We start from the raw sequence: 19,037 nt of genomic DNA on the forward strand, positions 1-19,037 counted from the left end.
ACCACGATGAACGTCATGAACATGCTGCGGCGCATCTTCGCTCGAACGCCGTCGCTGCGCACCCGGGTGGTGCTGGCGACCGCCATCGGCACCGCCATCGTGACGGTCATCATCGGCGCCATCGTGTGGGTCGGGATCACCAACGACCGCAAGTACTGGCTGGACCGTCGGCTCGACGAGGCGGCCGGCCTGACGGTCCCGCTCATCGGCCTGGGTGAGCTGCCCCGCGCGGCCGGTGGGACCGACGCCGTGATCACGCTGCGCCGGGCAGGTGAGGTGACGTCGAACTCCGCGGTGGTGCTGCCCGAGCTGGAGGCGGGATACGCCGACACCGAGATCGACGGCGTGCGCTACCGGGTGCGCACCGTCGACATTCCCGGGCCGGGCCCGCGGTCACTGGCGGTCGGCGCCACCTACGAGGCCACCATCGCCGACACCAACAACCTGCACCGCCGGGTGCTGCTGCTGTGCACGTTCGCGATCGGCGCGGCCGCGGTGCTGGGCTGGCTGCTGGCGGCGTTCGCGGTACGGCCGTTGCGACGGCTGGCCCAGCAGGCCCGGTCGATCGACGCCGGTGACGAACGACCGGAGATCGAGGTGCGTGGCGCCAGGGAGGCCGTGGAGATCGCCGAAGCGATGCGCGGCATGCTGCAGCGGATCTGGACCGAACAGGACCGCACCAAAGAGGCGTTGGCGTCCGCGCGCGACTTCGCCGCGGTGTCCTCGCATGAGCTGCGCACGCCGCTGACCGCCATGCGCACCAACCTCGAGGTGCTGACGACGCTCGACCTGCCCGAGGACCAGCGCAAAGAAGTCCTCAGCGACGTGGTCCGCACCCAGTCGCGGATCGAGGCGACCCTGTCGGCCCTGGAGCGGCTGGCCCAGGGGGAACTGTCCACGGCCGACGATCAGGTTCCGGTCGACATCACCGAACTGCTCGACCGGGCGGCGCACGACGCGATGCGGGTCTTCCCGGACCTGAACGTCTCGCTGGCGCCGTCACCCACCTGCATCATCGTCGGGCTGCCGGCCGGGTTGCGGCTGGCGGTCGACAACGCGATCGCCAACGCGGTCAAGCACGGCGGCGCCACCCAGGTGCAGCTCTCAGCGGTCACCTCGCGCGCCGGGGTCGAGATCGCCATCGACGACAACGGCAGCGGGCTTCCCGAAGAAGAGCGCCAGGTGGTGTTCGAGCGGTTCTCCCGCGGTTCGACGGCATCGCATTCCGGGTCCGGTCTCGGGCTGGCGCTGGTGGCTCAGCAGGCCGGGCTGCACGGCGGCACAGCGACCCTGGAGGACAGTCCGATGGGCGGGGTGCGGTTGGTGCTGCGACTGCCGCCGCCACGCTAGCGCACCCGCCGGGGCGTCAGGTCTGTTCGCGCCGACTGTCCCAGCGTTGGAAGCCGGCCGCCGCGGCGGTCTGCTCGTCCTTGAACCACACCTCGGCGATCGTCGCCTCATAGGACGGGCTGTCGGGGCCGTGGTAGAGCATCGAATCCTCGTTGCCTTTGATGGTCCAACCGGCCGGCCCACTACCACCCGCTCCCGCCCGCGCCGATCCGTCGCCGTAGGGCCTAGCCGCGACGGCGGCACCACCGGCTGCTGGAGGCGTCGGCACCTCGCGTTTGACCCGCCGGATGGCGAAGGCGAATGTCAGTGTCAACCCCAGCAGAAATGACAGGCCCATCAGCCAGCAATTAGCGCCGTGCATCAGTCGGCTCCCATCTCCGGCGAGCCGGGCAGGGCCGCGATGGCATCCTCCCGGCTGGTGCGGCGGATCGACACGATCGTCAGTAACCAGGCGATCGCCGAACCCACCACGAATGCCAGCAGATACCACAGCCACTGCATGACGAAATCCATCGCAGATTCTCCTTAGCTAACCGTGATCGCGACACGACGGTTGTGGGCGCGGCCGTCCGGTGTCGCGTTGCTGGCGACCGGGTCGGCCGACCCGAACCCTTTGGCGGTGACGCTGCTCGCCGGGACACCCTGGGCAACAAGGAAATCGGCGACCGATTTGGCCCGGTCGGTACTCAACGGCACGTTGATGCCGTCGTTGCCGGTGTTGTCGGTGTAACCGCTTACCGTCACCTGGGCGCTGCGACAACCCTTGAGCGTCTCCGCGACCCGACTCAGTTGCCGGCGGGTGTCCGGCGACAGGGCGTAACCGTTGGTCACGAAGGTGACGGGCGTGGCCATCAACGCGGTGACGTCGGCTTGTAGGTTGCCGCAGTCACCGGCTGGGGCAGGAGCCGGTGACCCGGGCGCTGCGGGCGTGCTGGGGGCCTCGCGACGTGGGATCTCTCGGCTGGGAGCCGCCGGGGTGGGAGCCTCCGGTGCATCGGGCAGGACCAGAATGTTGTTGGAGATCACCAGATTTGGCCAGGCCGCGGTCGCGGCCGCCTCGACGGCTGACCTGACCGCACCGGATGAGGCGGTACCGATCAGCGCGACGGTGCCACCGCTGATCCTGAATTTGAAGTCCGGCATGGTCGCCGAGGCCTTGAATACCGAGCCCAGGGCGGCGGCGTCGGGCACCTTGACACCCGGTTTGATGTTGAGGTTGTCCACCAATTGCACACTGCTGCCGTACAACCCGGTGAGCATGTCGATCAGTCCGGTTCGCGTGGCGATGTCGGGAAGCTCGCCGTTGAGAGTGATGACATTGCCGTTACGCAGAATCGACAACGGGGCAAACGATATTCCCGGTGCATTCGGCTCCGGTGCCGCCGGCATCGATAGCGACGGCACGGGGACCTCGGGCAGGGTGGCGTCGCCCGCGGTGATGCCGATTCTTCCTCGATCCGCCACTGCCAGTCCGATCAATGCCAGTAGCAACGGAATTGCCGCCAAGGCCACCAACCATCCGGGCCCGGGTGGTCGACGGTAAAAGCGCGATTTCGCTCGCCAGCCGGTCGCGGTCCGGTTTTCGGGGCCCGGCATGGATCCTCCTCGAAGGTCGAAAAAGCACCTCGTACCCAGGACACCGCGAGTGTAGGAGCTCTGAAGGACCCTCGGAGGTCTTCAGTCGATTTTTGCGGACTCAGCGCGTCCCGGGGGCGCCGATTGTGAGTTCGTTGATGATGTTGACGCGCGGCCAGGCGTCGCGGGCCGCGGCCTCGACGGCGGCCGCCTCGCCCGGCTTGGCCGCGGTGCCAGCCAGCGTCACGCTGTCACCGGCGGCGTGCAACGCGAAATCCCCGATCACCGCCGCCGCTTCGAATACCGGGGCCGACGCGGCCAGATCCGGTGTCGCGGCGCCCGGCGTCACGCCGAGCCGATCGACGACGGTGACATCGTCGGCCGAGGTGATCACGGCGTCCAACAACGCCCGTCTGGCCGCCGGATCCGGCACGTCACCGCTCAGGGTGATCTCGGTGCCCTGGCGGATCACCGACAGCGGCACCGGTATTGCGGCGGCGGGATCAGTGCCCTCCGGCGAAGCGCCCCGCAGCCCGCAACCGGTCGCGCCGAGCAGCACCGCGCCGAGCGCCGCCGCCGCCAGCCAGCCGCGCACTCAGCGGGTGCCGAGCAGATCGATCATGAACACCAGTGTCTTGCCGGCGAGTTGATGACCGGTGCCGGCCGGGCCGTAGGCCAGCTCGGGCGGGATGACCAATTGGCGCCGACCGCCCACCTTCATGCCCGGGATGCCGTCCTGCCAGCCGGCGATGAGCCCGTCAAGCGGAAACTCCAGCGGTTCCCCCCGGTTCCACGAGCTGTCGAACTCGGCGCCGGAGTCGTAGTCGACTCCGAGGTAGTGCACGTTGACGAGTGCGCCGGGAGCGGCCTCGGCCCCGTTTCCGACAACGATGTCGGAGATGACCAACTCGGTCGGCGGCGGGCCGGCCGGAACGGTGATCTGCGGTTTGCCCGGCTTCGTCACGGCGGTTACCGCCCGCCGATGGTGACGTAGTCGCGCTCGGTGGCACCGGTGTAGAGCTGACGCGGCCGGCCGATCTTGGAGTCGCCCTCGTCGTGCATCTCGCGCCAGTGCGCGATCCAGCCCGGCAGCCGGCCCAGCGCGAACAGCACGGTGAACATCCGGGCCGGGAAGCCGATCGCCCGATAGATCAGGCCGGTGTAGAAGTCGACGTTCGGGTAGAGCTTGCGCTCGATGAAGTAGTCGTCGGTCAGCGCCGCCTCTTCGAGATCCTTGGCGATGTTGAGCAGTTCGTCGTCGCCGCCGAGCTTGCCGAGGATCTTGTCGGCCTGCTCCTTGACGATGCGCGCCCGGGGGTCGTAGTTCTTGTAGACCCGGTGGCCGAAGCCCATCAGCTTGACGCCGTCCTCGCGGTTCTTGACCTTCGTGACGAAGTCGCCGACGTTGCCGTGCTGGTCACGGATCTGCTCCAGCATCTCCAGCACCGCCTGGTTCGCGCCGCCGTGCAGCGGCCCCCACAACGCGTTGATGCCGCCGGAGATCGAGGTGAACAGGTTGGCCCGCGACGAGCCGACCAGCCGCACCGTCGACGTCGAGCAGTTCTGCTCGTGGTCGGCGTGCAGGATGAACAGCATGTCGAGTGCCCGCACCACCTCGGGGTCGACCTCGTAGGGCTCGGCCGGCAGGCCGAAGGTCATCCGCAGGAAGTTCTCCACCAGGGAAAGCGAGTTGTCCGGGTACAGGAACGGCTGCCCCTCGGACTTCTTGAACGCGTAGGCGGCGATGGTGGGCAGTTTGCCCAGCAGCCGGATGGTCGACACCTCGACCTGCTCGTTATCGGAGGGGTCCAGCGAGTCCTGGTAGTAGGCGGAGAGCGCGTTGACCACGCTGGACAGCACCGGCATCGGGTGAGCATTGCGCGGGAAGCCATCGAAGAACCGCTTCAGGTCCTCGTGCAGCATGGTGTGCCGCTGGATCTTGCCGGTGAAGGTCGCCAACTGTTCGGCAGTGGGCAGTTCCCCGTAGATCAGCAGGTAGCTGACCTCGATGAAGGTGGACTTCTCGGCGAGCTGCTCGATCGGGTAGCCGCGGTAGCGCAGGATGCCGGCATCGCCGTCGATATAGGTGATGGCGCTCTTGACCGGCGCGGTGTTGGCGTAGCCGTTATCGAAGGTGGTGTAGCCGGTCTTGGCGAGCAGCGAACCGATGGCCAGCGCATCGGACCCGTCGGTGGCGTGGACGATCGGCAGCTCTAGCTCGCCTCCCGGGTACTTCAGGGTGGCGGTGTCGTCGGTTGCGGCCACAGGGAACCCCTTTGCACTATTCGGCGGACGAGTCGATCGAAGCGTGTACTAGGAAAAGGTAGTCGGTTCCGGGGCGAAGCGCCCGCCCGGGGCCGAGTATCACGGACCGGTCATTGCGCCGGTGCCGGTCCCGGCCGGTGATAGCGAATGAAGGCCGGTGCCGCGAGTGCGGCGAGCAGCACTCCGATGACTACCAGCACCCCACCGCCGGCGGCGGCCGCGGCCGTTCCCACCACCGCACCGGCCGCCCCGTGCACGGCATCGGCGAGGCGCGGCCCACCGGCCACGATCACGGTGAACACCCCCTGCAACCGCCCCCGGATCTCGTCGGAGGCGACCTGCTGCAGCATCGTCGAGCGGAACGCCGCCGACACCATGTCCGCGGCGCCGCCGACCGCCAGAAAGCCCAGCGCGACCCACAACACCGGACCCGGATGCCCGTCGGCCCGCGCGACCGCCAGCCCGAAGCCGGCCATCGCCGCGCCCCACACCACGATCGAGATGACGATCGCCAGGCCCTGGCGGCTGATCCGCGGCAGCCATCCGGAGAACACCCCGCCGGCCACCGCGCCGACCGCCATCGCCGCGGCCAGCAGCGCCATCGTGGTGCCGCCGTCGACCGGTCCGCCGAAGTCCGCAGCGGCGATCTGCGGGAACAGCGCCCGAGGCAGTCCCAGCACCATCGCGATCAGGTCCACCACGAACGACATCAGCACCACGGTGTTGCCGGCCAGATAGCGGAACCCGTCCAGCACCGCCGCCAACCCGAAACGTGAGCCGTCGGTTGATCCGGCGGGCGGCATGGGTGCCAGCCGAAAGGTCGCCCAGATCGGGAAGAGACAGGTGACAGCGTCGACCAGGTACAGCGTGGGCAGGTCCACCCAGCCGAGCAGCAGCCCGGCCAGCAAGGGCCCGACGATGGCCCCGAACTGCATCACGGTCATGTTCAGCGAGTTGGCTGCCGGTAGGTCGCCGCCGGCCACCAACCGCGGAATGGCGGCGGCGCGGGTGGGCGAATTGACCGCGTAGAACCCCTGCTGCACGGCCAGCAGCGAAAGCACCACCCAGACGTCGCCACCCAGCACCGCCTGCACCCAGAGCAGCAGCGACGCGGCCGCCAGCCCGCAGGAGGCGATGATCAGCAGCTTGCGGCGGTCCATGGCGTCGGCCCAGGCGCCGCCGAGGAGCCCGAAGACCACCAGCGGCACCAGCGCGAACAGACCCGACAAGCCGACATACGCCGAACTGCCGGTCAGCGCGTAGATCTGGACCGGGACTGCGAAGATGGTCAGGTTCGCGCCGATGACGGTCGGAATCCCGGCCAGCCACAGCCGCCGGAAATCCGGGTTGCGCAGCGGTGTGGTGTCGGCGAACAGCCTCACCGCAGCGGACCCGAGATCACGGCTGCAGACGCTCGACGCGTCCGCCGCTCACCCGAATCCGGTTGTGCAGCCGGCCTTCTCGGCCCTGCCAGAACTCCACCACCTCTGGCGCGATGACATAGCCGGCCCAGCTGGGCGCGACCGGAACGTCGTCGGTGTCGGCGAATCGGGCGGTCACCTCCACGAGCTGATCGAGCAGGGCCGCGCGCGAGGCGATCGGATGCGACTGGTGCGACGCCCAGAAACCCAGCTGCGAGGCCCGCGGCCGGTTCACCCAGTATTCGGCCGGGATCGCTGCGTCGGTCTTGGTGACCCGGCCGCGGATATGGACCTGGCGGCCCAGTTGATACCAGGGGAACGTCGCCGACGCGTACGGTGTCGCCGCCAACTGGGCGGCCTTGTCCGAGCCGTCGTCGGTGAAGAAGGTGACGCCGTCCTCGTCGAGGTTCTTACACAGCACCGAGCGGCTGGCCGGCCGGCCGTCTTCGACCGTGGCCAACACCATGGCGTTGGGCTCGGGGATGCCGGCGCGTTCGGCGTCGCCGATCCAGTTGCGCAGCAAAACCTGCCAGCCGTCCTCGAGCCAGTCGACGTCGAGGTCGCCGCAGTTGTCCTTCTCCCGGTATTCCACTCGCATCGCCGCCAGGTGCTCGTTGTCGGGGCCTGTCCTGTGCACCGCCCAACGCTACGCCGCAGCTCCGGTCCAGCCGGCGTTACCAGCCGGTAGGAACGGCCGGATGCCGGGGTGGGACAATGCCACACATGAGTGCTGCAGTCCCGGAGAATTTCGTAGCCGGCCTGGAGGGCACGGTGGCCTTCACCACCGAGATCGCCGAACCCGACAAGGACGGCGGCGCGCTGCGCTACCGCGGTGTCGACATCGAGGACCTGGCCGGAAAGGTCAGCTTCGGCGATGTGTGGGCGCTGCTGGTCGACGGCGACTTCACTCGTCCCCTGGCACCCGCTGAGCCGCTGGAACTGTCGGTGCGCACCGGCGACGTCCGCGTCGACGCCCAGGCCGGGGTGGCGATGCTGGCCCCGCAGTGGGGATTCCAGCCGCTGCTGGACACCGATGACGCCACCGCACGCGATCAGCTGGCGCGCGCCGCGGTGATGGTGCTGTCCTATGTCGCCCAATCGGCGCGCGGCTCACAGCCACCGGTCTCCCAGCAGACCATCGACGGCTGCGCCACCATCACCGAGCGGTTCATGACGCGCTGGCGCGGCGAGCCCGACCCGGCCCACATCGATGCCATCGACGCCTACTGGGTGTCCGCGGCCGAGCACGGCATGAACGCCTCGACGTTCACCGCCCGGGTGATCGCCTCCACCGGCGCCGACGTCGGCGCGGCGCTGTCCGGCGCGATCGGTGCGATGAGCGGCCCGCTGCACGGCGGCGCTCCGGCCCGGGTGATCCCGATGATCGAAGATGTGGAGCGCTCCGGGGACGCCCGCGCGGTGGTCAAGGGCATCTTGGACCGCAAAGAGAAGTTGATGGGCTTCGGCCACCGGGTGTACCGCGCCGAGGACCCGCGCGCCCGGGTGCTACGCGCCACCGCCAAACGGCTGGCCGCCCCCCGCTACGAGGTGGCCGCCGCCCTGGAGCAGGCGGCACTGGACGAGCTGCGGGAGCGCCGGCCGGACCGGGCCATCGAGACCAACGTGGAGTTCTGGGCGGCGGTGATCCTGGACTTCGCCGAAGTGCCCCCGGCGATGATGCCGGCGATGTTCACCTGTGGGCGTACCGCGGGCTGGTGCGCCCACATCATGGAGCAGAAGCGGCTGGGCAAGCTGGTGCGCCCATCGGCGATCTACGTCGGCCCGGGGCCGCGCGGCGCGGAGTCGGTGGCCGGCTGGGATCGGCTCGTCAAGGCCTGACCCGAACGCGATGTCCGCGCCGGGTTTCAGCGGCGCCGCAAGGCGCTGAGCAGGTTCTGCAGCAGCGGCACGTCGGAGTATTCCTCGACCTGCTCGAGCATGTCCGGGACCCGGGTGAACTTCACCCGGGGCCGGTTCTGCGCCTGACCGCGGGCGATCTCCGCCTTGTCGATGGCCTTCCAACCGGCGGCGTCGATCACCTCGGGCCGGCGGGCGCGCACCATCCGGGCGACCGCCCGCGGGCCGCCGATCGGCTCGCTGAGCTGGCCGGCGTTGTAATCGGCGACCAGGCTCTGGATCGTCTTGAGCGAATCGGACTTGTTGGTACCGATGAAACCATTGGTGCCACGCTTGATCCACCCGGATACATACGCGCCCGGAACCGGCTGTCCGGTGGCCGGGTCGACCACCCGGCCGCCCTCGTTGGGAACCACACCGGCGGCGTCGTCGAACGGCAGGTCGGCGATCGGGGTGCCGTGGTAGCCGATCGAGGTCAGCACCAGGCCGGCCTCCAGGCGACGCACCTCGCCGGTTCCGGTCACGGTGAATTCGACTGCGGTGGCCCGCTCTTCGCCGAGCACCCGGGCTGGGGTCAGCTGGTAGGCGAACCGGATGCGCGGCTTGGTGATCGGAGCCGACGCGTCCCCGAGTTTGGTCAGGATCTCCAGCTTCTGCCGGGTAGAAGCGTCCCCCACCCCGGAAAGGCCAGCCAGGTCGTTACGCACCCGGGCGTGGTCGTCGGCGTCGAGCACCACCTCGGCGGCCTGGGTCAACCCGACCAGTTCCGGCAGGGTGAACGCGGAGGCGATCGGGCCGCGGCGGGCGACGATCACCACTTCGTGCACCCGGGAGCCGCGCAGCACCGCCAGTGCGTTGTCGGCGATGTCGGTGCCGGCCAGCTTGTCGGGGTCGGCGGTGAGGATTCGGGCCACGTCGAGGGCCACGTTGCCGTTGCCGACGATCACCACCCGCTCGTGGCCGAGGTCGACCGATAGGTCGGTGAACTCCGGATGCCCGTTGTACCAGCCGACGACCTCGGTGGCGGTGCCGGTGCCGGGCAATCCCATGCCGTCGATCTCCAACCGTCGGTCGTGCAGCGCACCGGAGGCGTAGAGCACGGCGTGGTGATACTCCAGCAGGTCGGCATGGCGCAGGTGGGTGCCCACCTCGACGTTGAGGAAGAAGTTGAAGCCGCGCCGCCAGGAGATCTCGTCGAACAGCTTGGTGGCCAGCTTGGTGTGCTGGTGATCGGGAGCGACCCCGGCGCGCACCAGGCCGTAGGGGGTGGGCAGCTTCTCGAACACGTTGACCAGCACACCGGGCTGGGTCAGCAGTTCATCGGCGGCGTACATCGCGGCCGGCCCGGAGCCGACGATGGCCACCGTCAGCGGATACTTGCCGCGCCGGTGCACTTCGGCGGCCGGCAGGATCGGCGCCAGCTTGGACGTCGGCGGCAGCTTCACGCCCTCGGGGCGCTTGGGGTAGTACGACTTGTTGATCTCGATGAACGGCAGCTGCTGCGCCGGCAGCTGCGTATCGGGGTAGATCGCGTCGACCGGGCAGGCCCGGATGCAGGCGCCGCAGTCCACGCAGGCGTCCGGGTCGATGTAGAGCATCTCGCTGGTGGCGAAGTCCGGTTCATCCGGGCTGGGGTGGATGCAGTAGACCGGACAGGCGAAGACGCAGGATGCGTCGTTACAGCATGCCTGGCTGATGACGTGCGGCATGAGGCGGCGGGTTCGCTGACCTATGCGACGCGCGACAGGTGCGCGCGCTGCGGCTGGGCCCGGAAGCGCGACGGCGCCCCGTTGATCCGACACATCCGCCAGATCAGCTTGGCGACCGGGTTCATCAGCCCGGTGTCGTGGCAGAGCATTCGCACGTCGGCGAACATATCCTGCAGCATCCGCCGCGCGTCGGCCGACCCGAAGAAGACGTCCTTGCGCACCGAACGCGGAATGTCGAACTCCTGCCAGAACTCCTTCGGCGGAACGACGATTGCCGAACACAGCACCCGCATGGTGACCGGCACGAACAGCGACAGCCAGAACCGCTTGCGGCGCGGCAGGTTCGGGACACGCTTGTTGAGGTATTCGTGCGCGAACGAGATGTGCCGCGCCTCCTCGGCGACGTGGATCGCCATCACCTTCTCCATGATCGGGTGCAGCGTCTTGCCCTCGCGCAGGATGTCCTTCTGAATGTGGTCGATGGGCTCCTCACCGGCGAGGATGCCGAACCAGAACGGGATCGGCAGCGGGCCGGCGACCAGCGGAATGAACGCCGCCAGCCACTTGAGGAACCGCGGCATGCCGGGCACGTCGGCGCCGATGTGGTTCACCATCTCCTGGAACATCAGGGTGTGGTTGCACTCCTCGACCGACTCGTGCAGGCAGTACCGGTACTCCGGTGAGCCGTTGGGCACCCAGAACGCGTAGTTGAGCAGGCCGCGGATCAGGATGGACTCGAAGTGCAGGCCCACCTTGGCGACGTTGGCCTGACGCCACATCCCGATCTTGATCTGGCGTTCCTCGGGCTGCGCCTGGTACCAGGCGTGCTTACCCAGCGGGTCGGTGGCCGGCAGGATCCACCGCGGGTCATTCTCGAACACCTTGAATTCCGGGCTGTCCCAGTCGATGTCCAGGTACGGGTTGAAGTGGCGCCGCACCGAGCCTTCCGACAGCGTGTTGAGCATGTCGACGTAGGCGGCGTCGTCGGTGACCTCCATGTTGGCGCGCCAGCGCCGCACGATGCCGGTTCGCGCCGGCTTCTGAGCCGTCTTCTGAGCCATCGGGAACACCCCCACTGATGTTTTACATTTGGGCTTCGTATGTACAACGGTACCGCAGGTATCGGGTACCGTCCAGAGCTTGAATACCCGTTGTGGCCGTGACGGGTGTCAAGCGCCTCATGTGATTTATGTCACACGAAACCTGCTGTGCAGACCTCCGCCGGACGCTGTCTACGCTAGAGCCCATGGCTGAGCAGCTCACGATCCCGGACAACATGAAGCCCGCCGACGGACGGTTTGGCTGCGGACCCTCCAAGGTCCGGCCGGAGCAGCTGAACGCGCTGGTCACCACCGCGGCGCCACTGTTCGGCACCTCGCACCGGCAGGCGCCGGTCAAGAACCTGGTCGGCCGGGTCCGCAGCGGTCTGCGCGAGCTGTTCTCGGTGCCCGACGGCTACGAGGTGGTACTGGGCAACGGCGGCTCCACCGCGTTCTGGGACGCCGCGGCGTTCGGGCTGATCGACCAGCGCTCCTTGCACCTGACCTACGGCGAGTTCAGCGCGAAATTCGCCTCGGCGGTGGCCAAGAACCCGTTCGTGGGCGACCCGATCATCATCAAGGCCGAGCCCGGCAGCGCCCCGGAGCCGACATCCGACCCGTCTGTCGACGTGATCGCCTGGGCGCACAACGAGACCTCGACCGGCGTGGCGGTACCGGTGCGCCGGCCCGAGGGCGCCGGCGAGGCACTGATCGTGATCGACGCGACCTCCGGCGCGGGCGGTCTGCCGGTCGACATCACCGAGACCGACGCCTACTACTTCGCGCCGCAGAAGAACTTCGCCTCCGACGGCGGGCTGTGGCTGGCGATCATGAGCCCGGCCGCGCTGGCGCGCATCGAGGCGATCGCCGGCTCTGGCCGCTGGGTGCCGGAATTCCTGTCCTTGCCGATCGCGGTGGACAACAGCTCGAAGAACCAGACCTACAACACCCCTGCGATCGCCACGCTGGCGCTGCTGGCCGAGCAGCTGGACTGGCTGCTGGGCAACGGCGGGTTGGATTGGGCGGTGAAGCGCACCGCGGATTCGTCGCAGCGGCTGTACTCCTGGGCGGAGTCCCGGCCGTTCACCACCCCGTTCGTCGCCGACCCGGCGTTGCGGTCTCAGGTGGTGGGCACCATCGACTTCACCGACGACGTCGACGCGGCAGCGGTGGCGGCGGCGCTGCGGGCCAATGGCATCGTCGACACCGAGCCCTACCGCAAACTGGGCCGCAACCAGTTGCGGGTGGCGATGTTCCCGGCGGTCGATCCCGACGACGTCAGCGCGCTGACCCAGTGCGTGGACTGGGTCGTGGAGCGGCTCTGACCTCTCGTGATCAAGTCGTTATAACCCCAGCGTGTCACCGCCGTCCGGGCGGCTCACTGCACTAAAGTCCGCAGCTAACCGGGCCTGCGCAAGGAGAAGTCATGCGGGAACTAAGGGCGATCGGCCTCGACGCCGACGGCAAGCACATCATCTGCGAGAGTGTCGGCGACGACGATGACAGCACCGAGATGTTCCGGGTGCGGATCGACGACCGGCTGCGCGGCGCCGTCCGCGGCGAGGGCAACCGGGTGGGGCAGACCCAGATCGACCTGGGTATGAGCATGCTGCGCCCGAAGGACATCCAGGCCCGCATCCGCGCCGGTGCGTCGGTCGAGCAGGTGGCCGCAGCGGCCGGCGTCGACGTCTCCCGGGTGGAGCGGTTCGCCCACCCGGTGCTGCTGGAGCGCTCCCGAGCCGCGGAACTGGCCACCGCCGCCCACCCGGTGCTGGCCGACGGACCGGCCGTGCCGACCCTGCTCGAGGTCGTCACCAGCGCGCTGATGAGCCGCGGCCTCAACCCCGATCAGAGCAGCTGGGACGCCTGGCGCAACGACGACGGACGCTGGACGGTTCAGCTGGCCTGGAAGGCGGGCCGTTCGGACAACGTCGCCCACTTCTGGTTCGCCCCCGGCGCGCACGGCGGGACGGTGACGGCCCTCGATGATCCGGCGATGGAGCTCATCGACCCGGACTTCGACCGTCCGCTGCGGCCGGTCGCCCCGGTCGCCGAACTGGACTTCGAGGAGCCCGCAACCCCGCCGGCGGTCGACGAGCAGCCGTCACATCAGCGCCCGGCGCCCCGGGCCCGGCGCAGCAAGCCGCCGGTCCCGGGTTGGGAGGACGTACTGCTCGGGGTGCGCTCAAGCGGTCAACGCTGAGCAACCAGCACCAGCAGCACCAGCCACGCCCCAGCCACGCCAAGGCCGGCGCCCAGCGCGAACCAGCGCAGCACCGGGGTGCGTCGCCAGCCCCACACCGTGGGCGCCAGTCCGCCCACCGCGACCAGGTTGAGGACGACGGCCACCGCCAGGTGCACCCGGATCAGCCCCAGGCTCAGCACCGCGATCGCAGTCCCCGACACCGCCGCGACGAACGCCGCCACGGTCAACCCCGTCGCCCACGGCGTGGTCTGGCTGGGCGTCATGCCGGCAGCCTAGTGCGCTCGTAAAACGCCAGCGCCGCCGCCGTCGCCACGTTGAGGGAGTCGGTGCCACGCGACATCGGGATGCGCACTCGCAGGTCACTGGCCCGCATGGCCTGCTCCGACAGGCCCGGCCCCTCCGCGCCGACCAGCACCGCCACCGGGTCGTCCTGCACCTTCGCCATGGCCGTCGACAGCGCGTCGGCCCGCGGATCCGGTGTCATGGCCAACAGCCGAAACCCGCGATCACGCAGCATGGCCAGATCGGCCGGCCAGTGCGCCGAACGGGCGAACGGGACCAGCAGGGCGTGCCCCATCGACACCCGCACTGCGCGCCGGTACAACGGATCGGCGCAGCCGCTGCCGAAGATCACCGCATCCACTCCGAGGCCGGCGCCGTTGCGGAAAATCGAGCCCAGGTTCTCGTGGTCGTTGACGCCTTCGAGCACCGCGATGGTGCGAGCACCGGCGACCAGATCGGTCACCGTCGGCTCGGGCACCCGCGACGCAGCGGCCAGCACACCACGGTTGAGGTGAAATCCGACGACCTCGGCCATCACCTCCGGGCTCACCCGGTAGTAGGGCACGTCGGGCACAACGGCCAGATCATCCGCCAACTCCGCCAGCCGGCGGTCGGTGCCCAGCAGCGCCCGCGGCGAGTACCGCGAGACGAGCATCCGCCGCACCACCAGCACACCTTCGGCGATCACCAGCCCTTTACCCGTGGGCAGGTCCGGGCGGCGGTCGACACTGTTCAAATCGCGGAAATCGTCCAGCCGGGAATCGCGCGGATCATCGATATCCACGACGTCGAGGACCCTGGCCACCGGCCGAACATTACCGGCGAGGCGCTAACGTCAACGGCGATGACCCCCCAGCCGACCCCCGCGCCTGCGACGGAGCCCTCTCCCGAGCCGCCGCCGTTGCCGCCCGCCCTGCTGCGGGCATGGCCGGTGATCGGCGCCGGGGTGGCCGGCTTCGGTTGCGCGACCATCGCGGCGTTCGCGATTCCGGCACTGGAGTCGTGGCGGCCGGTGAGTGTGGCCGGGCTGGGGGTCGGTGCACTGGGCACCACGATCTTTCTGGTGCAGCGCGCCGCGGCGCGGCGCGGCGCGCGCGGCGCCCAGACTGGACTGGAACACGAATAGAAGTTGCGGCCGATTCAAGGAGGAACGAGATGGCAGCTCCGCTGCTCAAGGCTGAGATCGACATCAACGCGCCGGTCACCGAGGTCTGGAACTTGATCTCCGACTTCCGGCGGATGCCGGAGTGGAGCCCGCAGTGCCGGTGGATGAGACCGCTGGGCGCGGTGCGGCCGGGCACCCGCACCCTCAACTTCAACCGGCGGGGCCGGATGTTCTGGCCCACCAGCTCCGTCATCACCGAGTACGTCCCGGAGCGCAAACTGGCCTTCCGGGTCACCGAGAACCACAGCGTGTGGAGTTACGAACTCGAGCCGACCGCCGAGGGAACCCGGGTCACCGAGAGCCGCCACGCCGACGACGGGATCACCGGGGTCTCGACGTTTCTGACGAACAAGTTCATGGGTGGGGTCGAGAGCTTCGAGCAGGAGTTGCTCGACGGCATGAACGCCTCCTTGCAGCGGATCAAGGCGGCCGCCGAAAACCGCTGAAGCGCCCCGCAAGTGGGGTAACGTCCATCGTCACCGGCGAAACTGGAGGGAGCCCCGGACATGGTGGGAAGTGCGAGTTCCAGCCTTGGGATGCTGAGCGGCGTCGCAGCCACCGCGGTGCTGCTGGCCGCCGGTCTGACCCCGGTGGCCACGTCACCCGAAATCAGCACGCGCGCCCTGTCCGCGGTGTCGACCGAGGTGGCGCTGGCCACCAGCGCAGTCGTTGACAGCTTCGACGCCCTCGCCGGGCTCGCGCCTTTCGACATCTCCAGCGTTGCAGGTGGATCCGACGTCCCCGGTGATGTCGACGTGTTCAATGTGCTGCCCGGGGCCGCCGATGCCCTCGACGTTCCCGGCTCCGCCGATGCGTTCGACATCGTCGGCCTGTTCAACGCGGAGGTGGCAGCCGCGGTAGGACTGTTCAACCGCGTGATCAGCCTGCCCATAACGTTGTTCAACGACTTCGAGAACCTGATCACCAGCCTGATCAACCTCGACTTCGGGATGGCGTTCAGTCAGGCGTTCAGCATTCCGCAGGACATCGTCAACTACGCGCTCGGGCTACCGGGTGCGGTAGTCAATACGGCCTTCAACATGCTCTTCGTGCTTCCGGGCGAGTACCTGTTCAACTTCGGTTAGAGGACTGGTTGGCAATCGGCCTCGCTAGGGGTGAACGCCGCGGCGACGACTGGGCTTTCATCAGCTCCGCCTTTACACCACCATCCCGCATGATGGTCATGTTCTGGCGGGCCGCCAGGACTAACCGCGCGGCGGGAATCCGCTATCTGGCAAGGCGAGGACTCCAGCGGCCACAGGTGGATTGGGCTGCAATCAAGGAAATGCACCGTCGTGCACGACTCAGGTAGCAGCACTAGCGGTGGGCTTAGGTAGCCTCCGGCTCCCCCGGTCCAGCGGGGAGTTCAGCAGCCGTCTCGACGGCGGCGTCCGATTCGGTGACGTCCGATTCGGTGACGAGCGGTTTCCGCGCCACTTCAGTCTCGACGATGGCTTCGGCGGGTTCGGCCGGTGCGTCGGCCGGTTCGGCCGGTGCCTCAGCGGGCGGGGCCGCGGTGGCCTCAGCGTCGTCGGCACCCTCGGCATCGTCGGCACCCTCGGCATCGTCGGCACCCTCGGCATCATCAGCACCCTCGGCGTCGTCGACGATCTCGAACACCCCGTCGTCGTAGGGGTCGTGGACCGGGGAGCCGGTGCCCGCCGGTGCCGGGGTGTCACTGTGGGCGCCGCAGCCGTACTCGTTGTCGACGACCCGGCCGTCCGCGGACATCTCATTGCCGCATACCCCGAACCCGGTGCCGAGCACACCGGCAAGCGGCAGATAGAAGCCGCAGTCTCGGCAGACCCGCTTGGTCGAGCGCGCCATCGCCGAATCCGGCCCGTAGTCGCCGTCGTGCCAGCGTTGCGCCGCCTCGGCGCGACCCAGCGGGCTCAACAGCCAGCGCCGGCCCAGGCCGAGCTCGCCGGCCACCTCGTCGAGGTCCGGATCGCCACTGGAGGTGTAGCCCGGCACCAGTCGCGGATCGTCGGCCGCCGGCGCCAGCAGATCTCCCGGACCCAGGTCACCGGGGCGCACCCGCTGATCCCACGGCACCCATTCCGGCGACAACAGCGCGCCGGGACCCGGAACCAGCACCACCTCGCTGACCGTGGAGTGCGCTGCGCCCGGGACGGCGGCCACCACGACGGCCCACTGCCAGCCCTGATAACCGGGCAGCACGGCGCCGAACCGGTGGGTGGCGGCGGTCGCGTCCTCGTAGTCGACGCCCAAGTGCTCACCGACGGTGTCGGCGCCGCTGAACTCGACGACGGCCGCGCGGGCCTCGTCGACGGCCGCGGCCAGCACCGCGGGCACCGCGATGGCCGCGCTGGCTGAATCTGTGCCGGGAGACGTCACGGGGGTCCTTCCGTTCAATTACGCCCCTATACTGCCGCAGCGCGGCCTGCTCAGCCACAGGCAGGCACGATCGCGGCCTGCGCGGCCGGGCGGCGATGATAGGGAAGAATCGACGTGTGTCTGCACGGCGGCGTGATCTCCCCGACCCGGGCCGGCGTCGCCGCCCGATTTCGGCCACCGGCCGGGGGCACCGCGGCGGCTCGGCCGGCGAGCACCCCGGCATGGCCAATTACCCCAGCGACAGCGCCGGTGGCCGACGGCAGCGCAACCCGATGCCCAGCGCCAACCGCTACCTGCCGCCGCTGCATGACACCACCGAGGCGCCGCGCCGGCAGCGCCCGTCCGACGATCCCGGTACCGCCGACCGCGTCACGGTGACCCGGGCCGCCGCGGCCCGCAGCCGCGAAATGGGGTCTCGGATGTACGGGCTGGTGCAACGCGCCGCCACCGCCGACGGCGCCGACAAATCCGGGCTGACCGCGCTGACGTGGCCGGTGGTGGCCAACTTCGCGGTGGACGCGGCGATGGCGGTGGCGCTGGCCAACACCTTGTTCTTCGCCGCGGCCGCCGGGGAGAGCAAGGGGAGGGTGGCGCTCTACCTCCTGGTGACGATCGCACCGTTCGCGGTGGTGGCGCCGCTGATCGGTCCCGCGCTGGACCGCCTGCAGCACGGCAGGCGCGCGGCGCTCGCGATGTCCTTCGGGTTGCGCACCGCCCTGGCCCTGGTGCTCATCGGTAACTACGACGGCGTCGCGGGCACCTTCGGATCCTGGGTGCTCTACCCGTGTGCGCTGGCCATGATGGTGCTGTCGAAATCGTTCACGGTGCTGCGCAGTGCGGTGACCCCCCGAGTGATGCCGCCATCGATCGATCTGGTGCGAGTCAATTCCCGGCTGACGATGTTCGGGCTGCTCGGTGGAACGATCGTCGGCGGCGGCATCGCCGCGGGTGCCGAGTACGTCTTCACCCGGCTACTGCAGCTACCGGGGGCGCTGTTGGTGCTCGTCGCGGTGTCGGTGGCCGGGGCGGCACTGTCCATGCGGATCCCGCGGTGGGTCGAGGTGACCACCGGTGAGATTCCGACCACCTTGAGCTACCGCCTCGACGAACGGCCCCGCAGCTGGCCGGAGCAGGTCCGGCGAGCCGGTGGGGCGCTGAGCCAGCCGCTGCGCCAACCGCTGGGGCGCAACATCATCGCCGCCCTCTGGGGCAACTGCACCATCAAGGCCATGGTCGGTTTCCTGTTCCTGTACCCGGCTTTCGTGGCCAAGCAGCACGACGCCGACGGCTGGGTGCAGCTGGGCATTCTGGGGCTGATCGGCGCGGCCGCCGGGGTGGGTAACTTCGCCGGCAACTTCGCCAGCGCCCGGCTGCAACTGGGCCGCCCCGCGGTGCTGGTGGTGCGCTGCACCATGGCGGTGACCGCTGTCGCGCTGGCGGCCGCGGTGGCCGGAACCCTGGTGATGGCGGCGGTAGCCGCCCTGGTCACCTCCGGCGCCAGCGCGGTGGCCAAGGCATCGCTGGACGCCGCGCTGCAGGACGATCTGCCCGAGGAGTCGCGGGCCTCGGCGTTCGGCCGCACGGAGTCCACCCTGCAGCTGTGCTGGGTGCTCGGCGGTGCGCTGGGGGTGCTGGTATACACCGACCTGTGGGTGGGCTTCACCGCGATTTCCGCACTGCTGATCCCGGGCCTGGCCCAGACCATCCTTTCCTTCCACGGCGATTCGTTGATCCCCGGCCTGGGGGGCAACCGTCCGGTGCTGATCGAACAGGGCGGCGCCCGCCGGGATTCGGTGAGACAGGGGTGAT

General features: G+C 69.1%; 21 protein-coding genes. 8 read left to right on the forward strand and 13 right to left on the reverse strand.

The window, feature by feature from the left end; all coding sequences use genetic code 11:
- The first annotated feature begins 15 nt into the window (after window positions 1-15).
- Window positions 16-1,350 carry a HAMP domain-containing sensor histidine kinase gene (locus ACAG20_RS12925; RefSeq protein WP_112683468.1) on the forward strand — a complete coding sequence of 445 codons (1,335 nt, stop codon included), beginning with the start codon at window positions 16-18 and terminating at the stop codon, window positions 1,348-1,350.
- Window positions 1,351-1,366: 16 nt separating this feature from the next.
- On the opposite strand, the gene ACAG20_RS12930 is transcribed toward ACAG20_RS12925, so the two are convergent.
- The 8 genes from ACAG20_RS12930 to pdxH form a co-directional block, all read right to left on the reverse strand.
- Complete coding sequence (locus ACAG20_RS12930) at window positions 1,367-1,711, reverse strand: hypothetical protein (protein ID WP_370492807.1); 345 nt, start codon at window positions 1,709-1,711, stop codon at window positions 1,367-1,369.
- Window positions 1,711-1,863, reverse strand: a complete 153-nt coding sequence (locus ACAG20_RS12935; protein ID WP_165824875.1) for a hypothetical protein — start codon at window positions 1,861-1,863, stop codon at window positions 1,711-1,713. The genes ACAG20_RS12930 and ACAG20_RS12935 overlap by 1 nt, the downstream gene beginning before the upstream one ends.
- Window positions 1,864-1,875: 12 nt before the next feature.
- Window positions 1,876-2,862, reverse strand: a complete 987-nt coding sequence (locus tag ACAG20_RS12940) for an OmpA family protein (protein ID WP_370492808.1) — start codon at window positions 2,860-2,862, stop codon at window positions 1,876-1,878.
- Window positions 2,863-3,046: 184 nt separating this feature from the next.
- Window positions 3,047-3,520 (reverse strand): BON domain-containing protein, encoded by a 474-nt coding sequence (locus ACAG20_RS12945; protein WP_370492809.1) that lies wholly within the window; start codon window positions 3,518-3,520, stop codon window positions 3,047-3,049.
- Window positions 3,521-3,889, reverse strand: a complete 369-nt coding sequence (locus tag ACAG20_RS12950; RefSeq protein ID WP_112683439.1) for an FKBP-type peptidyl-prolyl cis-trans isomerase — start codon at window positions 3,887-3,889, stop codon at window positions 3,521-3,523.
- A 5-nt stretch (window positions 3,890-3,894) separates the two neighbouring features.
- Window positions 3,895-5,190, reverse strand: coding sequence for a citrate synthase (locus ACAG20_RS12955; RefSeq protein WP_112683440.1), 1,296 nt, complete (start codon window positions 5,188-5,190; stop codon window positions 3,895-3,897).
- 110 nt (window positions 5,191-5,300) lie between these two features.
- The gene (locus tag ACAG20_RS12960; RefSeq protein ID WP_370492810.1) at window positions 5,301-6,572 is read right to left on the reverse strand and encodes an MFS transporter; all 1,272 of its coding nucleotides are present in this window, start codon (window positions 6,570-6,572) and stop codon (window positions 5,301-5,303) included.
- A gap of 16 nt (window positions 6,573-6,588) precedes the next feature.
- Complete coding sequence (gene pdxH / locus ACAG20_RS12965) at window positions 6,589-7,248, reverse strand: pyridoxamine 5'-phosphate oxidase (RefSeq protein WP_286167695.1); 660 nt, start codon at window positions 7,246-7,248, stop codon at window positions 6,589-6,591.
- A gap of 86 nt (window positions 7,249-7,334) precedes the next feature.
- Between pdxH and ACAG20_RS12970 the strand changes: the two genes are divergently transcribed.
- Window positions 7,335-8,450, forward strand: a complete 1,116-nt coding sequence (locus ACAG20_RS12970) for a citrate synthase 2 (protein WP_370492811.1) — start codon at window positions 7,335-7,337, stop codon at window positions 8,448-8,450.
- Between the two features lie 26 nt (window positions 8,451-8,476).
- Here the strand turns inward: ACAG20_RS12970 and ACAG20_RS12975 are convergent, their stop codons facing one another.
- On the reverse strand, window positions 8,477-10,177 hold the full coding sequence (locus tag ACAG20_RS12975; RefSeq protein WP_370492812.1) for an FAD-dependent oxidoreductase: 1,701 nt from the start codon (window positions 10,175-10,177) through the stop codon (window positions 8,477-8,479).
- A 20-nt stretch (window positions 10,178-10,197) separates the two neighbouring features.
- Complete coding sequence (locus tag ACAG20_RS12980) at window positions 10,198-11,238, reverse strand: diiron oxygenase (RefSeq protein WP_205868782.1); 1,041 nt, start codon at window positions 11,236-11,238, stop codon at window positions 10,198-10,200.
- Window positions 11,239-11,423: 185 nt separating this feature from the next.
- Here ACAG20_RS12980 and serC point away from each other — a divergent pair, with 185 nt between their 5' ends.
- Complete coding sequence (serC, locus tag ACAG20_RS12985; protein WP_370492813.1) at window positions 11,424-12,542, forward strand: phosphoserine transaminase; 1,119 nt, start codon at window positions 11,424-11,426, stop codon at window positions 12,540-12,542.
- Between the two features lie 101 nt (window positions 12,543-12,643).
- Window positions 12,644-13,420 (forward strand): septation protein SepH, encoded by a 777-nt coding sequence (gene sepH / locus ACAG20_RS12990; protein ID WP_112683446.1) that lies wholly within the window; start codon window positions 12,644-12,646, stop codon window positions 13,418-13,420.
- Here the strand turns inward: sepH and ACAG20_RS12995 are convergent.
- Together ACAG20_RS12995 and ACAG20_RS13000 are read right to left on the reverse strand one after the other, a co-directional pair.
- The gene (locus ACAG20_RS12995) at window positions 13,411-13,686 is read right to left on the reverse strand and encodes a DUF2537 domain-containing protein (RefSeq protein WP_112683447.1); all 276 of its coding nucleotides are present in this window, start codon (window positions 13,684-13,686) and stop codon (window positions 13,411-13,413) included. The genes sepH and ACAG20_RS12995 overlap by 10 nt on opposite strands.
- The gene (locus tag ACAG20_RS13000) at window positions 13,683-14,510 is read right to left on the reverse strand and encodes an RNA methyltransferase (protein ID WP_112683448.1); all 828 of its coding nucleotides are present in this window, start codon (window positions 14,508-14,510) and stop codon (window positions 13,683-13,685) included. Before ACAG20_RS13000 ends, ACAG20_RS12995 begins: the two co-directional genes overlap by 4 nt.
- A 39-nt stretch (window positions 14,511-14,549) precedes the next feature.
- Here ACAG20_RS13000 and ACAG20_RS13005 point away from each other — a divergent pair, with 39 nt between their 5' ends.
- The 3 genes from ACAG20_RS13005 to ACAG20_RS13015 are packed head-to-tail and all read left to right on the forward strand — an operon-like array spanning window position 14,550 to window position 15,955.
- Entirely contained in the window at window positions 14,550-14,831 is a 282-nt protein-coding gene (locus ACAG20_RS13005) for a DUF2530 domain-containing protein (protein ID WP_112683449.1), read from the forward strand.
- Window positions 14,832-14,860: 29 nt separating this feature from the next.
- A complete protein-coding gene (locus tag ACAG20_RS13010) occupies window positions 14,861-15,316 on the forward strand; it encodes an SRPBCC family protein (protein ID WP_370492814.1) in 456 nt (151 codons plus the stop codon).
- 60 nt (window positions 15,317-15,376) lie between these two features.
- Window positions 15,377-15,955, forward strand: a complete 579-nt coding sequence (locus tag ACAG20_RS13015; protein ID WP_370492815.1) for a hypothetical protein — start codon at window positions 15,377-15,379, stop codon at window positions 15,953-15,955.
- Window positions 15,956-16,199: 244 nt separating this feature from the next.
- Here the strand turns inward: ACAG20_RS13015 and ACAG20_RS13020 are convergent, their stop codons facing one another.
- Entirely contained in the window at window positions 16,200-17,228 is a 1,029-nt protein-coding gene (locus tag ACAG20_RS13020) for a DUF3027 domain-containing protein (RefSeq protein WP_370492816.1), read from the reverse strand.
- A 221-nt stretch (window positions 17,229-17,449) separates the two neighbouring features.
- On the opposite strand from ACAG20_RS13020, the gene ACAG20_RS13025 reads away from it, so the two are divergent.
- Window positions 17,450-19,036 carry an MFS transporter gene (locus ACAG20_RS13025; protein ID WP_370492961.1) on the forward strand — a complete coding sequence of 529 codons (1,587 nt, stop codon included), beginning with the start codon at window positions 17,450-17,452 and terminating at the stop codon, window positions 19,034-19,036.
- Window position 19,037: the final 1 nt, after the last annotated feature.

Source organism: Mycobacterium sp. pW045 (assembly GCF_041287085.1).
In the GTDB taxonomy this organism is placed as follows: Bacteria; Actinomycetota; Actinomycetes; order Mycobacteriales; family Mycobacteriaceae; genus Mycobacterium; species Mycobacterium algericum_A.

Bases quoted from the DNA above. Each gene is read 5' to 3' on its own strand.
- ACAG20_RS12995 (WP_112683447.1), bottom strand. From the start codon at position 13,686: ATGACGCCCAGCCAGACCACGCCGTGGGCGACGGGGTTGACCGTGGCG.
- ACAG20_RS12925 (WP_112683468.1), top strand. From the start codon at position 16: ATGAACATGCTGCGGCGCATCTTCGCTCGAACGCCGTCGCTGCGCACC.
- ACAG20_RS12970 (WP_370492811.1), top strand. From the start codon at position 7,335: ATGAGTGCTGCAGTCCCGGAGAATTTCGTAGCCGGCCTGGAGGGCACG.
- ACAG20_RS13005 (WP_112683449.1), top strand. From the start codon at position 14,550: ATGACCCCCCAGCCGACCCCCGCGCCTGCGACGGAGCCCTCTCCCGAG.
- ACAG20_RS12975 (WP_370492812.1), bottom strand. From the start codon at position 10,177: ATGCCGCACGTCATCAGCCAGGCATGCTGTAACGACGCATCCTGCGTC.
- ACAG20_RS13025 (WP_370492961.1), top strand. From the start codon at position 17,450: ATGGCCAATTACCCCAGCGACAGCGCCGGTGGCCGACGGCAGCGCAAC.
- sepH (WP_112683446.1), top strand. From the start codon at position 12,644: ATGCGGGAACTAAGGGCGATCGGCCTCGACGCCGACGGCAAGCACATC.
- ACAG20_RS13010 (WP_370492814.1), top strand. From the start codon at position 14,861: ATGGCAGCTCCGCTGCTCAAGGCTGAGATCGACATCAACGCGCCGGTC.
- serC (WP_370492813.1), top strand. From the start codon at position 11,424: ATGGCTGAGCAGCTCACGATCCCGGACAACATGAAGCCCGCCGACGGA.
- ACAG20_RS12935 (WP_165824875.1), bottom strand. From the start codon at position 1,863: ATGGATTTCGTCATGCAGTGGCTGTGGTATCTGCTGGCATTCGTGGTG.
- ACAG20_RS12930 (WP_370492807.1), bottom strand. From the start codon at position 1,711: ATGCACGGCGCTAATTGCTGGCTGATGGGCCTGTCATTTCTGCTGGGG.
- ACAG20_RS13015 (WP_370492815.1), top strand. From the start codon at position 15,377: ATGGTGGGAAGTGCGAGTTCCAGCCTTGGGATGCTGAGCGGCGTCGCA.
- ACAG20_RS12980 (WP_205868782.1), bottom strand. From the start codon at position 11,238: ATGGCTCAGAAGACGGCTCAGAAGCCGGCGCGAACCGGCATCGTGCGG.